This window comes from Nocardia pseudovaccinii NBRC 100343 (assembly GCF_001613225.1).
GTDB lineage: Bacteria > Actinomycetota > Actinomycetes > Mycobacteriales > Mycobacteriaceae > Nocardia > Nocardia pseudovaccinii.
The window spans coordinates 23,299-40,997 of record NZ_BDBY01000378.1 but is presented as its reverse complement, the minus strand read 5'-3'; the positions used below and the strand labels follow the sequence as shown (position 1 = coordinate 40,997).

Annotated in this window: 1 protein-coding gene (running past one end of the window); it reads right to left on the bottom strand. The window is 64.4% G+C overall.

What is annotated here, in order from left to right; all coding sequences use genetic code 11:
* Positions 1-17,699, bottom strand: part of the annotated coding region (locus NP3_RS41110; RefSeq protein ID WP_157124891.1) for an MFS transporter (this coding region is incomplete at both ends). 23,298 nt of the annotated region lie beyond the right edge of the window; 17,699 of its 40,997 annotated nt are in view.

The following is a 17,699-nucleotide window of genomic DNA, read 5'->3' as shown; positions in this document are numbered from 1 at the left end:
GTGGCGTCGTCGTAGCCGATGGCCCAGGCGGCGCGCACGGTTTGGGCGAGGCATTTGCGGAGGTATTCGGGGACGGAACTCCCTGCTGCCGAATCGGCTTCAAGATCATGGATAGCGGCCGACACCAGCTCGGCCGCGGTGTCGCGCCGCTGTCCGCCCAGGATGCCGTTTTCCTCCGACACGTATGCCGCCAGCTTCCGGCAGTTCTCGCAGTCGTCGAGGTGGGCCGAGACCTTGGCGTCCGCCCGTTTCCGCAGACCGTTGCGCGCCCAGGCGCCAAGGTTTTCCACGGTCGTGCGGCACGTCTCGGTGGTGGTCTGCTTCAGATGCGCCTGCAGATACAGCTGGCGCAAGCGCTCACGCGCCCGGAAGGCAGCCACCGCCGTCGCATTCGCATTCGATTCCAGCAGGTCGGCTGTCTCGGTTGTGGGCAGACCCTGAACCTCGATGTGCCACAACACGGTTTGCATCGTTTCCGGTAAAGCGTTGAATGCCCGTGCCGCCATGGACTTCTCGAGGCCAGTCAAAGCGGCGTCGGTGTTTGGCTCGGCTACGTCGTGCTCGCGCATGTCGCCGCTGAGCACCAGACGGGTGTTGGGGCGGAACTGTCCCCTGTTCACGGAATGGTAGATCGTGGTGAGCAGGTACTGACGGAAGTCCCACACGGGTCCGCGGCCGCCGCGCAGCGCCTCCCACACCTTCAGGAATGCCTCGGACACAATATCGTCCACGCTGTCGGCTGGGGCTTGCAGACGTTCGGCTGCCCTGCGCGCGGTTTCGGCGTGCCGTTCGTACAGTTCGCCATAAGCCTGCGCGTCCCCGACCCGTGCGGAAGCTACCAGTTCCTTGGTGCTTCGACGCTCGGACGGGCCGGATCGGGCTGATTCTTCGGTCCCGGTGGGTTCGGCCGGTTGTGCGGTCTCGATGGGGTCGGGTGTGGCACGGACCTCCTCGACCGCGAGTAGCTCGTGCCGCAGCACGATTGCTGTGGCAACGATGTTTTCGTCGACGTTGAAGCGTCCGGAGAACGCGAGCGGAGCGGGTTCGGATGGCGCTGTGTCATCCAGGAGCCTTGCCTCGAACGTGCCGGTATCGGCATCGGTAGCACCGGGGTGGATCGTGACCACCAACTGGTTGTGCCTCAGCTGGTGTCCGGTGAGTCGCGCGTACAGGTCCAGGATGTTGGCTTTGGCGGAGGCGAGCACTTGATCCCAATGCGTCCCGGGGTGGGCCGCACTGAGTTCCCGTAGGTGGGTGCGTTCCTCGCGTTGCGTCATACCGATGATCACGTTGGTCCGAAGTCCGACATGGTCCTTGGCGTCGACGTTGAAGGCCAGGAATTCCCCGGCGTCGGCGAGGGCTACGGCCGTGAGACGCTCCGTTCGGACGACTACCCCGATCAGCCCATGGGGCCACTGCGGCTCGCCGTCGGGCCGCATCGGTATCGGCGCACCGCCCAGACCGAGCTCTTCGAGCGCTCGCTCGGCGCACAACCGCACGTTCAGCGCGGAACTGCGCTCATTCCCGACGATCTCGGCAACGTGCATCGCGGCTGGCAATACGCGCCCGATCACGCCAGTGTTGTGATGTGTTTCGGGAGTGGTCGCGTGGTTCGGTGCTGCGCTGTGCGTGGGATCGGCCGCTGGCCGAGGGCCGATCATCCGTGGCTCGTCGGGCTGATCGGAGAAGTTGGGGCCATGGTCGTAGAACTCGTTGACCGTTATTGCCTCATCTGGACAATGCTCCAGCAGTGCGTCGTCGATCATGCGACGGATGTTGTCGAATTCCGGGTTGTCGATCGCGGGTTCGTGGTAAGCGATGTAGGCGATGAGTCCGTTGTCCGCCCGGCGATACAGCATGATCGCGCACCGTACGGTGAGATCGTTGCTCTGGATTTCGAGATCGGGCGGGGCGGGTAATTCCAGCGCTTCCCGTATCTGCGGGTGTGTGACTCCTTGCGCCTGAACCAAATACAGGGTCAGAGATCGGGCGTTCGTGTCCGTTCCGGACTCGTTTGTTGTGGTCCGACTATCGGTTCGGGCGGCGGTGACCAGACCCGACGTCACCTCGCTACGCGTGTCGCTGATCTGCTGGAGTGCGGGAGGTGCGTCGAGCACGACAATTGTGCCGGACACATCGGGTGCGGTTTCGAAGACCGCATCGCGAGAGAAGACCGGAATTGTTTTGCCGGAGTAGTTGATCGCGACGACTTCGACCAGACCGGGGATTACCGGTTGCTGTCGTAATCTCGCGCCGAGGTCGGCGGGCGTAAAGGAATTGTAGAACAGATCGACCACGACACGGCCGGACGCCTGCTCACGCACCATGTTCGCGAGGCCGGTGACGAACTCCTCGATGTCATCGGTGTCCAGTGCAAAACGGGCAGCCGATTCGCCTCGGCCGTCTCCGACCCCCGACTGCGCCACCGGTTCCGTACCTGCCCGTGCTGCGTCCGAGCCGGGGCGCGGTGTCTGGGGCGCTTCGGCGGGCGGCAGATTTGTCGAGTTGTCCCTCGGCTGGCCAGGTGTGCCGAGGATTTTGTGTTGGCGTTGTTGCTGGGTCGGGCCGTCGGTATCGGGTTTGTGGATGGGTTCGAGTTGGCCGGTGGGGTTCTCGGTGAATTCGAGGATGAAGACGTCTTTGATTTCGCCGAAGGCGTTGTGGATTTCCGGGAGGGCTTGTTCCCATTCGGTGCGGGTGCGGACTCGTGGTGTGTAGTGGTCGGGTTGTTCTTCGTTGGGTGCTGTGGTGGGTTGCGGGATGAGGGTGTCGAATATCAGGGCCGTGCCGTTGACGTTGGATACGGTGTAGCTGTGGGCGTTGGTGCCGTTGTCTATGACGACGATGATGGTGTCGATGTTGTTGCCGGGGTTTTCGACGGTGTCGATGGCATGGGTGATGGCGTCGGTGACGGGGGTGGTGGCTGCTCTGGGGATTTTGGTGAGTTCGGCGTGGAGGTTGTTTTCGAGTTCGTCCCAGGTGTCGGCGTTGTTATTGGGGCTGGTGGCTCGGTCGTAGCCGAGGGCCCAGGTGGCGCGGATGGTTTGGACGAGGCATTTTCGGACGTGCTCGGGTACATCCGTGTCGGAATCTGTTGTGGCAGTGGCTGATTCGGGTGACTGGCGCGCTTCATCGTCTGATCGGCGGGCGGTATGGTTGCCTGCGGCGATCGACGTACCGTCAGCGCGTGTGCTGCGCGACGCGCGGTGTATGCCGGTCGCGCGCTTCTGCGCAATGTCGGTCCCCGCGACGCCGTTGGGCTCAGGAGTCTTCGCCGACGCGGAAGTGCTCTCCGGGGATTCGATCAAGTGCATGAGTCGGTGGTAGACTTGGCTGTTTTCGACAGGTGCGGCGGGGTGGCCGGAAACCTGGATGGGATCGCCAGAATCTGTTGCGGTGTGCGCTGATTCGGTGTGCTCGGTATTGGAGTCGGTGTCTTCGGCTCGGCTGCTGCCCCCGGCCTCCGAGCGAGGCTGTTCCCAGGGCGTTGGCACGGGAGTTCGGGCTCGATCGGTCGGGCGACCGGAACTCTCGGTTGTGAGCGGGCTCGCCGGCCACAGGTCCGGGCTCGCTACCGACGTGCCTACCCCGTGACTACTGACCAGGTACCCCTCGCTGCCTGCCTGTCGATAAGCGCGTCGCACCGAGCTTTCCGAAATGCGAAGCTGATTCGCGAGTTCGCGGGCCGGGGGGAGCAACCGTCCTTCGGTCAACCGGCCCGAGGTGATCGCCTCGCGCAGGGCCGACACGATCGGCTGCCACAGCCCGCCGGCGCATGCACGCACCAGGTCATCGGCCGGGGAAACTTCCGTGAAGATCGTGAGCAGTTGTCCCGCGGTTGCCGGCCGATCGGGTGCGGGTGTGCTCGGCCAGTGCTCCTGGCCGGTCACCCGCGTGCCAGCTCCGTGATTGCTCGCCACGTAGCCTTCCTCGGAAAGCTGCTGGTAGGCACGCGCGATGTGGATTTCCGGTATCGCCAGATGCTCGGCGAATTCGTGGGCCGATGGAAGCACAGTGTCCGGGGGGACGGCGCCGGTCCGGATCGCTCTGCGGACCGTGTCCGACACGGCCCGTCGCCAACCGATCTGCGCGGCATCGGCCGCAAGCTCGTGCCGCGTTTGCTTGCCGATGAGGGCGTTTCTCGCGTCGAGAATCGTGTGCAGTGCGTGCGCGGCGCGGTGATGCAGCTTCTTGGCCGCGTTGGCCGTGCGTTCTCCGACCATGTCGACGGCAATCTCGGCATATGTCCGGCCGCGCTCATGCCGAAGTTCCAGGCACAGTGCCCATTCGGGGTTGTCGAGCCGCCGGGCGGCGCTGCGCAGCGTGTCGAGCAGTGCGGTGTCTCCTAGATCGGCCGCGCGCAGGGCCGTCCGGAAGGCCTCGGTAATTTCATCGACAGCGCCGCCTTCCAAGGTCGGCCTCGGCGGGCTGGCCGATTGCTCATCCGGTTCCTCATCGAACTCGATGTTGTCCTCGGGGGGTATCCCGGCAACGGCGTGCGCGGCGTAGTACTCCATGGCTCGGATCGTCGTGACCCCGTACCTCATCACCTCCGAGGTCCGCTCCCGCGACAATCCCTCGACATGTCGGAGTATGAGGCAGCGATACTGCGTCGGGTTGTTCCTTTGAAGGGCGTCGAGGCGGTTCTGTAGATCCTGGCGGGTGGCCAGGGCGAGAGCGCGGCCGAGTCGTCCGGCGCGCGCGTATTGCGGCAGGACCGACCAGATGCTGTGCCGATATCGTGCCGATTCGAGGTGGTCGCGGGCGACGTTTCCAAAGATTGTGCCCAGCGTTCGACCGGCATCCGAGGCGCCGGGGGTGATCTGGTCGCGCGCGAGTAGGAATGTCTCGTCGGTGATGTCACGCGCCAGCTGTTTCTGCTGTACCGCGTCGAGTTCGAGAGAACCTCGCTGAACCCGGCTCGCCACGGCGGCCAGCGCCCGCTGGAAAACCCGGGGTTCGAACTCGTCGCGCAGCCGATCGGAAGGTACGTCCGAGGGGTGCTGCGTGGGCGAGGCGGCCCGGTCGTCGCTGGTTGGCCACTGGTCACGAGCCGCAACCGTGGTGCGCACCCCGCGGCCGCCACTGACGACATATCCTTCGTTTCCCAACTGGCGATATGCCTTGCCGATCGACGTGTCCGATGACAGCCCTAGTTGCTTTGCAAGGTCACGCGCTTTGGGGAGCACGCCTCCCTCCGGTATGCGACCTGACCTGATCGCCTCTCGCAGTTCGGACGCCACCGTTTCCCGCCAACCTCGGCGCGCGCCGGCCTCCGCCAACTCCGTGCTCGAGGTTGATTCCGCGAAGATCTCCAGGAGTCGTTCCGCGGTGATCGGATGATTCGAGTCCGGGTCGCTCGGCCAGCGGTCTGGGCTGTTCACCCGAGTCCCGGCAGCACCGTTGCTCGCGACGTAGCCTTCGGCGGACAGTTGCTGGTATGCGCGCGCCACCGGGGTCGGCTCCGCTATTCCCAGCTGCTCGGCGAGTGCGCGGGCCGAGGGAAGCACCGCTCCCGGAGCTATCGCGCCAGATCGAATCATGGTGCGGACCGCTTCGGTGACGGTCGTCCGCCAACCGGTCTGCGCGGCCGTTGCCGCCAGATCCTGAGTTGACAGGTCGAAGGTGGGAGTGGCCTGCGGCGATGCTTGCGTCGGCTGGGCGGCAGTGTGGGGCTGCGGGTTCGACTCGGCCTGCCGACCTTTCCCTCCGGACCACGGTGTACGCGAACCGGGCTTTGTCCGTGACTCTCGTTCCTGCCAGTCTGCCTGCTGAGATACGAAGGGCCGGTCGTCGTCCACGGGCCGCGCGGAGTCCAGCCGGTTGACCTCGTCGGCGTTGTCTACCAGGGTTTCGAGCCGCCGTGCACCTTTGTCGGGCTGTGCGGGGTCCACTTCCAACGTTGCGGTATCGATGTCGTCTCGCATGTCGGCTGCGGCGTCGGGCATTTCGCGCGCCTGCTCGCGCTGGCGAACCAACCGCGCCCGCGAATCCTCGACCTCGCCGGTGCGTACTTCCGACTGGGGGTTGGCGGGCTCGTCGTCAACCGATGCCTCGGGTGAGTGCACCACACCACCGGACCGAGGTGTGTTCCATGGTGTCTTCGGTGCCGAATCCGCTGACTCCGTTCCGCCGGAACGGTTTCCATCCCAAAGCGTCGCGCCCTTGTCCGACGGACTCTGCATCGGCCCCAGGACTTTGCCGTCCTTGCGCGGGGCTTTTAACGCCGGGTCGTGAGGGTAGCGGTTGGTGAGGTTGTCTTCCTCGTCGGTGGTAAGGAAGGCGACGAAGGCTTCTTTGATGTCAGGGTAGGACGCCGTCCATTCGTCAAGGGTGCGGACGCGGCGGATACGGGGGATGCGCTCGGGGTCATTGGGGTCGGTGTGGGGGTCGTCCGGGTTGGTGATGTTGGTGTCGAAGATGACGACGTTGCCGCCGGGTTTGTTGTCGGTATTGGTGATGGTCAAGGAGTGCATCTTCTTGCCGTCATCGAGGAGGATGACGGCTGTGTCGGCTCCGTCCTCGAGGTTTCGGACGGCATCGATGGTCTTGGCGACCGGGTGCTCGGTGGCGGGGGCGGACTCGATTTTGACGAGTTGGGTTGCGATGGCCCTCCGGAGGTGTTCCGGGCTCTTTTGCCATCTCTTCGGTTTGATTCCCGTGTTGAGGCCGAGGGCCCAGGTCGCTTGGGATGTTTGGTTGATGCAGTCCAGCAGCCTCCGGCCTTTGAACAGCCGCTGATAAAGGGACCAGCCCGCGATAGTGCCGAATGTTGCGGCGATGGACACGCCGGTAGTTTGGTGCCCGAATAGTGCTATTGCGCCGCCGGCGACCGCTGGACCCAGCGCGAACGTTCCTCGGCTCGTCACCGTGTATACGGCTCCAACTCGTCCGCGCATTTCGGACGGGGTTGTCTTGTTCAAGTAGGTGTAGACAGGTATCCCAGCCGAACCGAGGACTGTCCATGTGGCGGCGATTCCTGCCGAGGCTATCCAGGGGTTGGTGGTGGTTGCCTGGAGTATCGCGGGCCCGGCCAGGCTGGCCAATCTGGCCGTGAGCAGCGTGTCGATGCTGGTTTTCTCCAACCAGCTCTTGGGTATCAGGTTCCCGATCACGCCCCCGAGCGGGGTGATCAATAGTGCTGCTCCCTGTTGCCACGCCGGAAGACCGGAGTCGGCGATCAGCGACGTGAACTGGAGTGTCTGCATTCCCAAGTAGAAATTGGTGAAACCTAGGTTGATGTTGGTACGCCGCCTCGCGGGGAGATCCTGGACGGCATGCCAGCCCTCGGCGATCGACTTGCGCACATCGCCCCAAGTGCTCGCTGATGTATCCGTTTTCGGCGCGGTCGGGAATGTCGGCATCCGCGACAATGTCGCCAGATTCACAAGGCTCGTACCGAGGTCGATGACGGGAGCCGTCCATGCGCCGGCTTTCAGCGCTATGGGCCCGAGTGCGTTTCCCAGCACACGGGTGACATTCATATTGAGGTTGTTGAAGCGGGTCAGTCCGTCCTGCGCGTTCCCGGCCATTTCGACAAGCACCTTGCCAGCGGCGCTGTTGTAGAGGACGGAGGCACCCGCTCCGACGAGTGTTGTTCCGACGAGTATGGGGACGGAGTACGAAGTTCCGGATGCAAGGGCGGCGGTCGCTGCCACTCCTGTTGCCGCTGCCACGGCTTGACTGCCCATCAGCAATTTCTTGGGTGGGGTGTGGTCGGTCAGATGTCCCGCGATCAGTGCGCCGCCGATGTACGGCAACTGGACGGCCCATCCGACGGCGCCCGCCACTCCTGGTCCACCGTGTTCCATAAAATACAGCGACGTCACCGTTTGCATGATCGCGAAGCCGGCATCGTTGACGAACTCGGCCCCGAGGCGTACGCCGAGATAGGGGTCGCTGCGAACCAGGTGCATCAGTGATTCGCTACCGATAGGTTGCTTTTGCGCGGCGGGCTGGCTTTCAGGGGAAGCGGGGTCGGAACTGACCGTGCCCGTGGAGTTTTCGTTGTCTGCGCCAGCTGCGGGGTTGGGCGGGTTGTCGGGTGCCGATGCTTTGTCGGGGTTTTCAGGCGTGTTGTTGCCGGGCTTGCCCAGGATTTTGTGTTCGCGTTGTTCTTGGTTGGGTCCGTCGGTGTCTGGTTGGGTGCGGGGTGTGATGGTGCCGTCGGGTTTGCCGGTGGTTTCGTCGGTTTTTGGGGTGAGTTCGAGGCTGAAGGCGTCGCGTATTTCGCCGAAGGTCGCGAGCATTTCGGGGAGGGCTCGTTCCCATTCGGCGCGGGTGCGGACCCGTGGTATTCGGCGGGGTTCGGCGGTGGAGGTTGAAGGGATGAGGGTGTCGAAGATGTAGGTTGTGCCTTCGACTTTGGTGACCGTATAGCCGTGGGCGTCGGTGCCGTTGTCGATGACGACGACGAGGGTGTCGATGTTGTCATCGTTTTCGATGGTGTCGAGGGTGTGGGCAAGCGGGTCCGGGGTGGTGGCTGATATCGGAATTCTGGTGAGGCGGGCGTGGAGGCTGTCTTCGAGTTCCTTCCAGGTGTCGGCGTTTTCGTCGGGGATGGTCGCCTCGTCGTAGCCGACGGCCCAGGTGGTGCGCACGGTTTGGACGAGGCATTTGCGGACGTGTTCGGGCACCTCGTTGGCGTCGGAATCGGTTGTGGTGGGCGCTGATTCGAGGTGGGTGGCGTTGCCGGTCGAAGTACTGGCTTGCGCTTCGGAATTCTGTGTGGCCGACGGAGCAGACAACGTGACGTCCGACGCGGCCAGCCACGGGGCGGTGAGATGGGTGTGCAGGATGTCGAATGCGGTCGTGAGTTCTGCTGCGTGTGGTCCCTGTGCCAGATCCGAATCCGAAACCTGGGCTGTGGTTTCGGTGATGTTCAGCGTGAACGTTCCGGTTCCGCCGTCCAAGAGGTTGATTGTCAACGGGATTGATAGCCCGGTCGAAGTCGACTCCACGGTGCCGACGGTCACCCAGAATCCATTGCCGCTGCTGGCGAATACTGTCGAGGCATCTAACCCACCTCGATCGAGCAATTCGCGGACAGACGGTACGGCCCCGACACCCACGGGCCGCCACAGCTCGCCTTCCAGGGTTCCATTTTCGATCTTGATCGACGACGGATCGATCTGGTGCGTAACCAGCCATTTCCGATACTGCGTGGTGAATTTGAGCAGAACACCAAGATCCTGCTCACCTCTCAGGAAGGTCCCGCTGAAAGCTAGACTCGACTCCTCCAGCACGCCGTTATTGATCAGCCAGTAGCCGAACATGATCGGCCCATCATCAGGATTCGAATATGTGCTATGCAGCACCGCGTGCGCCGGAACCAGCTCCGGCATGGTATTGCGGATCTCGGAGTAGCTAACCGTACGGATATCTTCCGGATCGATGCCGATCAGGAAATATTCCATTCCTTTGGTGGTGTACTTCGCGCCGTCCTGGCCGTAGAACAGCCCTCCCCTGACGGACGGTCGTCGGATCGCGCGCCTCATATCATCCCCGACCGCCTGCGGCTGATAGAGCGTCGGGTCATTCGGCGGCCGAACTTCGTATTCGACATGGGGAGGCGGCGTCCAGTCCGGCATATTCGTTCTCGCCGGAGGCAGGGTGAGGCCGCGCTGTCCGGCTGCGGCGGCGGCAAGTGCGGCGAGGTGGTCGCGTATCACCGTCTCGCCCTCGGTCGGCGTCAGGGTGGCGACTTCGGCGGCCACCATCGACTCCGGTTCGATCGCCTCCGCATCGAGATTCCGGCCACCGTCGTAGAAGGCGAATTGCCGCGCCATCCATGCCCTGAGGCGCCCGATGTCGTCCGAGCCGTAGGTCGTTTCAAAATGGCTTTGCAGCACGGAGAACGCATCTGTCATGGTGGTCGAAACCAGTCGGCGCAGCCGATGCGTCAATTCGTGGACGGCGAGGCAAAAGTACGCGAGATCGGGGTCCCAGTGCAGCCGTCCGGCCGCCATTTGCTTTATTATTTGGGCGCGCATTTGTGTCGGCGCGGTAAGCCACAATTCGTTGAATTCGATACCGTTACGGGACTCGTGGGCGTATTTGCCCGTGTCGCCGGGAGCGCTATTGAACTCCCACAATTCGGTGAGCACCAGGAACTCGGTGCGCATGTGCTGTAAGGCATCGGCAACCTGACCGGCGGTATCCAAGCTGATGCCCGGATTGTCGAAATCGATCATGCGGAAATCATTATTGGCCCGCATTTCCGCGATCTTGGCCAGCTTGGCTTGCTGTTCCGCCGGTGACACCGGATGGTATTCCGCCGCCAGTTCCCGCAGTGCGCGATACTGGGCGGCATTCTTCATGGCGGCGCTGGTCAACAGGTCGTGCAGGACCTGCTCTCCGACCGAGCCGCTGGCTGGGTCGTGCTCCATGGCCGCGAACGCTCCGCCCAACGCCGCGGTCGCGCTGAATCGCCCGTCACGATCTTTTCCGTAGGCGCGGAACTCGCCTTTCCGCCAGGTATACATCGCGTCCGGAGACCAGCGCCTTGGCCCCTCATGACTGCTCTTGTGATGATTGGCGAGCCCTGTGGCGTAATGCGCCGCATCCGCACCGCCCGTGTTGCTCAGTGAGTAGCCGAACTCGGCCAGAACCAAGCCATAGATCGCCTGATCGACAGGTCCCACGGCGGTTCCGGCATGGACCGTCTCGGTCCACGTCTGCGCGAAGGACTCCGGGTCGGCGGCGACGGCGTCGGATAGCGTGAGCGTCCGTGTGAACGGGTAGGCCGTATCGGTTCCTTCGGCATAGTCGCTCGCGATGAATCGGTCGCCGGAGACGGGCCCGATCCCTATCTGGTGCAGTTGGACGTACGGGTACTTCGTCAACAGCACGTGAATCGTCCGGGCGAACTCACGAACGACTTCCACCGCGACGCCGTCGATTCCGAACATGCGGACCGCATGTCTGCGCTGCATCTGCGCGGCGACCTCCGCGCCCGTCGCACACGATGCGAACGGATCCGGTGCGGAACGGTCGATGGCACTGGCCGACATGACGGAATCGCGGACGGCGCGCGCGAAATGCCGATGCTGTTCGCGCAGCACCTCGGAGTAGCCGGGATCGTCATACGGCAGCCGCTGCTCCGGGGTGGCGGCACGCCAATGTTTTTGGAGCCGCCCGTCGTGGATCCTGCTGCTGAGGTGCTCGATAAATTCGTCACTCGAGATATCGGTACCCGAACTCAACGCGTCGAGGACGACCGGCAATGCGACCTCGGCCAGGCGCAGGTACTCCGAAAGCACGTCGTCCGGAAGTGCGTGGAAGTCCGTGGTGGCCAAGGGGACTCGATCGCTACCGGCATGGGCGGCCTGCCATGCCGGATCGGTGGTGGTATCGAGGACGGTGTCGTATCCAGCGGTTGCACTGGGCTGCTCGGCAGCTCGAACGCTGTACAGCTGAGCCGCCAGCCCGACGACAAGTGAACGCGGGCGTCGCGCGAGAGTGTCGTTCTCTGACTCGGCGGGATCGACCGCTCGGACTTCGGAATCGTTGCCGCCCTCAGAACGATGCGCTCCGCTGCTCTCCTGCGCGCTGTCCGGATCGCCGACGGCGCCTTCGGACGCGCGCACCTCGCCCAGCACCTCGGCGATCTTGTCGACCATGTCGATCGGGCCACTCGTTCCGGGCCCACTCGTTCCGGGCCCACTCGAGCCGGATCCACCCCCATTGCCTCCGCCTCCGCCGGCCACATCGCCCGCGGCCAACGGCATTGCGGCCCAAGTGATTGTGGATTGCCCCAGTGGCATCGTCCCTGCTCGGCTCACGCGTCCCGACCGCACAAGATGCTGCGCTTGCCATCCGCCCGGTTCGTCCGCGGCGCTCGTCCGGTTCCGAACGGCCACCGCGACACGGAATTCCAGGCCTTGCGCTCCCATGACGATGGCCCCGGTCAGCAATGTCGGTGCGTCCGCACCAAGCACGAGACCGTGCACCAGTTCGATGGTCTGGGTCAGAGCTTGCTGCCGGGTCTCGGGTGTGACGGACTCGGCGGGGACCTTCGCGAATACCCTCGTGACCAGCTGGGCAGCCTGCTCGACCGCCTCCGTCCCAGTTACTCCGGCGGCGAACAGATATCCCGCGCGCTCGAACATATCGGTCGCGCTGAAATGCAGGTCGGCGGTGTTCGCGGTGGCCTCGTTACCTGCCGTCCAATGCAGATCGACCAACCACTGGTTGCCGTAGAAGTCCATGGCCGTCGCGTCATCCGGGTTCGACGACGCCGCGCGCTCGAGGAGTTCGACCAGTGGGAATGCGGAGCTGTCGTCGAGGTCGTGTGGGTGATGTGCCGTGACGGCCAAGACCCTGCTGCCCGGTGTGCCGGATACCTGCACATCTACCCGCCAGCTGCGGTTGTCACGCAGCCCGGCCGCGAACTCGGACATCAGTCGCCGCACCACGACCTCGGCGGCGGCGAGGTGATCGGCATCGGTCCAACCGTTGCGGACCATCTGCCCGCGAACCGCGCGCCAGGTGTTCGTCGCGACCGTTTCCGGGTCATCTTGCTCGCTGACGCGCAGGTGGATTTCCTGCGGTTCCGACGGCCGGTAGACGCCGCCCCACTGGGCTCCGGTGGCGGCGTGGACGAACTCCAGGGTCAGCAGCCCCGACGGCGATATCTCGGCGGTGAGCACGGTCTGCTCAAACCGATACATCACCATCCGTAGCGCCAGGAGGCGCGTCATGGCTCTTGCTCGTTGCACGTCGGCAGCTGCCACATGATCGGTCAGCAGTAGGTCACTGACAAGTTGGCAGGCGTCGGTCACATAGGCCTCGTACGGCATAAGTTCGATTTGGGAACTCAGCACCGCGTCGTCGACCGCTTCCCCGGCCGTGTCGCGGCCGACCACTCGTATCGCGCCGTCGACGAGCTGGAAGAGGCACACGATGCGCTGCTCGCCCGGCCACAACTCGGCTCGCCATCCGGTGGCGTTGTGATCCAGGGTCCGCATCAGCTCCGGCGGCAATTCGGGGCTACCGGATCGGTCGATCGTCACCTGCAGACGCTCCTGCTGTGCTTCGATCAGCACACTGGCGTCCGCTCCGCTGGAACCCGGTGTGATGGCGGCAATCACCGCGGCGGCGGTGTCGGCCGCCGCAGCCCGCGCCGCGACCGACCAGGTGGACACCACTTCGTCGATCGCGGCGCGGATCTGGGCGTCCGCATCGGGATCTCCCGCGAACAGCATCAGGCTCAGCTGCGCTGGCTGGACGCTCGCGCGCGTGGCCGCGAGCTGTTCGACGACGGCTTCGTCTGCGATGTTTTCCGGTTGGCCGTCGACCGCCGCATCGGAACGCGGCACCGCCCGCGGGATGTTGGGGGCGGCTGTGGGTATTCCGGCTGTGTGGTCGTGCTGGGCGTCGGTTACCGATGCTTCGTCGGCGACAGTGGTACGCGGTGCCGCGGTAGTCGTTTCGGAGAGTTCCTCGCCGACGGTGTTTCCCGGTCGTGCTGCGTCGGTGATGACAATCAGCCGGACGTGGCCGGATGTGACCTCAGTCGCGGTCAGCCCCAGCTGATCGGACGACCGGCCGAGCGCGATCGCGGCCAGCTGGTTCGCGCCGCGTCGCGTCGCCGAATGCAGGTCCCCGGACAGCTCCTCGGGTATCGGTTCGGCGGCGATTCGCTCATTGGGCTCGGGCACCTGATCAGCGCGATCGGCAAGTGCGGCAGCAATTTCCTCCGCGGCATCGGTTCGGTCGCCGAGCACCGCCCACACGGTATAGCCACCCGAGACGTATTCGATCCCGGAGTGTTCGGCATAGACCTCAGCGAGATTCAACGCCACGGCGTCCGCGTTGCCGCGAACGCGCAACTCGAGACAGAGCGCCGAACCCTCGTCCGTCGCCATCTTGGTGAGGACCAAGGAGGCATCGACCTCTGCATCGTCCGGAACGGCGCCTACCAGCTCGTCGGCCAAAAGCGTTGCCGTGCCGGACTGCTCGGCGGGCCAGGCGTCCCGGCTCGTAAGCATTTTTCGGACCAGGTCGGCCGCTTCGGCCCGGGCCTGGTTCCGGTTCGCCGCACCACCTGTGATCATCATCGATCGCAGCTCCGCACCGGCCACGGGGGTGGGCGCATCCTCGGTTGTCCCCGACGCCAGCTCCTCGCGGATCTCGTTCGACGAGAGCACTGTCTGGCCGTCGACCACCTGGAATGTGAAGAGCCGATCGCCCGGTTCGCCCGAGATGTCGATCTGGAACCGGCCCGTGAGATCCGAATCGTCGGCAGGGCGGGCGTCCAGGAGCAATCCCGAGGCCCTGCCCACTGCCAGCATTCTTTGCACCCGCCGCCAACCGGTCGTCAAATGACGAAGCACCGATCGCACTCTGGTGTCATTCCCTTGCCCCGGACCGATCGTAAATGCGATCCGCACCGACCCACCCGACGACACCGGCGCAGCGCCGAGGTCGGGCAGGACCCCGGTCTCGTGTTGATCGCGATTACGTCCCTGCACGACTGTCAACGTGCCGAGGGCGTCTTCGGTTTGGACGAATTCGACGACGCACCAATCATCCTCGCCCGCAGCCAGAGTCAGCTCATCGAGTACACCCCAGACAGCCCTGGCCAGCTCGTCGTCGTGCCAGCGCCACAGCATGTTTTCGACCAGCGTCGGCAGCTCACCGTCAGTGCGCTCTACCTCGAGGCTTCGCACCAACCGGATATCCGCACCCGTGAGCTGCTCGACCAATGCCACATACCCGGCCACCCGCCGACCCTGGTTGTCCACCATCGCGACCTCGAGCTCACGGCCACCGGGGCGATCGACCAGCCGCGCCGTGAGCCGGGCGTTCTCGACCACACCATCGTCGTAGATGGCATCGACCATCCGGCCGGCCATCCGCCGCCCCTCCGCGACCGCCTCGGCAGGCTGGCCCACCATCACCCGGTCGACCAACGCCTCCAGCTGTCGCTGCGCATCGTCGGCATTGTCGCCTGCGCGGTATTCGACTCCGGGCACCGGATCGTGTGTTGGGCCAACGGAATCCGGCTGCTCGGCGGTGGCTGGCTCGGTCGGGGTGAGGCCACGTCGTTCGGCCTCGGCGTCGGCCAGCGCCACGAAGTTGCGGTGGACGACCGACTCGCCCTCGGTCGGCGTGAGGGTGTCGACCTCGGCGGCCACCACCGATTCTGCCTCGGCCTCGTCCGGCTCGAGAGCCCCGTCTTTCTGGCGGATGCCGTACGAGCTGAATTGCTCGGCCATCCATGTCCGCAGCGCTCGGATGTCTTTGGAGCCGTACGTTTCCTCGAAGTGCGAACTGACCGCGCCATAGGCACTCGGCGCGTCGACGGGCAGGAGCCTGCGCAGCTGATGGGCCAATTCGTGGATGGCCAGGCAGAAGTACACGCGATCGAGATCGAGGCGCAGCCGTGTGGCAGCCAATTGCGTTACCGCATCGGCGTGCATTTGTACCGGTGCGGTCAACCACAATTCGTTGAATTCGATCTCGGTTTGGGACTGGTGGCCGAACTCCCCAGCGTCACCGGGGACGATCCTGATCTCCGACAAGTCCTGGAGTATCGGGAACCGGGCGAACATGTGCCGTATGGCCGCAATGAGCTGACCGGCGGTGTCCGCGGTGATGCCGGGGTTGTCGATACCGACGAGATCGATACCGAGGTCGGCTCGCAGCGCCGCGACCATCGCCATCTTGGCCTGTTGTTCCGCCGGTGTCACTGGACGGTATTCGGCCGCGAGTTTCCTTCGCGCGCGGTGCTTTTCGGACTGCCGCTGTGGCGCGATCTTGGTCAACAGGTCGTGCAGGACCTGTTCCCCTTCCGAGGCGTCGGTCGGGTTGTGCTCAACGGCTGCGAAGGCCCCGGCCAGCGCGCGGGCCGGGGCGAATTGTCCGTCGCTGTCGCGGTGATAGTCGCGGAACTCGCCGTCCCGCCATGCGTACGCCTGATCCGGAGCCCACTGAGTCGGTCCCCGATGGTTGTCGCTATGGTGGGAGACAAGCATCGACTTGGCGTCTCGCTGCGCATCCAGCCAACTCGCGTTATTGAGTGCGTAGCCGAATTCACGTCGGACCAACCCGAGTATCGGCCGGTCGACTGCGCCTACGGCGAGGCCGTTCTGCACCATCGAGGCCCAACTCGGAGCGAAGAACTCCGGAGACCTGGCGTAGACATCGGCCAAAGTGATCGACCGCGTGAACGGGTAGCTCGTACCGGTTCCCTCGACATGGTCGCTCATGGCGAACGGTCGCCCACCCGAGACAGGCCCGATCCCGATCTGAAGCAGTTGGACGTGCGGGTATTTTGTCAACAGTTGGTGTATCGCTCGAGCGAACTCACGAACGAATTCCACCGCCACACCAGGCAAATCGAATCCGAACATGCGGACCGCGTGCCTGCGCCACATCTCGGCGGCGACCTCGGCGCCCGTCGCGCAGGATTCGAACGGATCGGCCACCGACCGATCGACAGCATTGGCCGACACCACCGAATCACGCGCCGCACGAGCGAGCCGCCGATGCTGTTCACGCAGTTCCTCGGGGTAGCCGGGATCGTCGAACGGCAGTCGCTGTTCCGGAGTGGCGGTGCGCCAATGGTGTTGGAGTCGCCCGTTGTGGATTCGGCTGCTGAGGTATTCGAGGAAGTCGTCAGTCGAGATATCTGTCCCCGAATCCAATGCCCCCAGGACGATCGGCAGTGCGATCTCGGCCATGCGCAGATGCTCGGACAGCACGTCGTTCGGAAGATCGTGGAATTCGGTGGTGGCCAGCGGAACTCGGTTGCTACCGCCATGGGCCTTGATCCAGGCCCGATCGGTCGTGGTATCCAGTGCGGCGTCATATCCAGCGGTTTCGCCTGACTGTCCGGCGGCTAGCACCCCATGCAGTTGGGTTGCCAACCCGACGACCAGTGAACGCGGCGGGTCCGCGGGAGTGTCACTCCTTGTCTCCGCCACCTGGGTTTCGGAATCGGTTGCGCTCGAATCGCTCTCGTTTACCTCGACGATCTCCTCCGATGCTGTCGCATCGTGTGCCGGTCCCGCGTTTGTAGGGGTGGCGTTACTCGTCGCGTTCGCCGGTGTCTCGGTGGAATCGGCGGCTGTGGGGTCGGGTCGGCCGTTGCTCCGCCTTCCGACGCCCGGTACATCACCGGGCGGTGTGTGGAATGTGAGGAAGCCTTCGGAGCTCATCCCCTTGCTCCGGGCATCCGGAGAGTCCCGCCAAGCCGACCGACCGAGGATATCGTCGCTGTTGCCGCTGTACTCCTTCGGTGCCACCGACGATTGCTGTGTTGCCGACGCGGGCGTGGGGTGTGCGGATTCGCGTGCGGGAACCTTTATCAACGCAATGGTCATGTTGTCATCTGCTCCGGCGGCGAGGGCGCGTTGCCGGAGTGCGTGCGACGCGGCGAGCAGGTTCCCATTGGATTGGGCCAGGGCCTGTTTGATGATTTCGGTGAGTTTCTCGGGCGATGATTCGCCGGTAATCGCCTCCAGCGCACCGTCGGAAAACAGGCCGACAATACCGTCACCGGCAAGGTCGTCGATGACCGTGGCATGTGATTCGCCGGGCTTCGAGCCCGCTCCGAGGTAACGCTCCAGTCCGCTGTACATCGACGATCTCTTGGCCTGCTCTTCGGTCCAGTCGTCGAACATGCTCCGAATCTGCGCGATATTCGTATCGTCCGCGGTCAGCCACTTGGACGGGCCGTCGTCCAGGGCGAG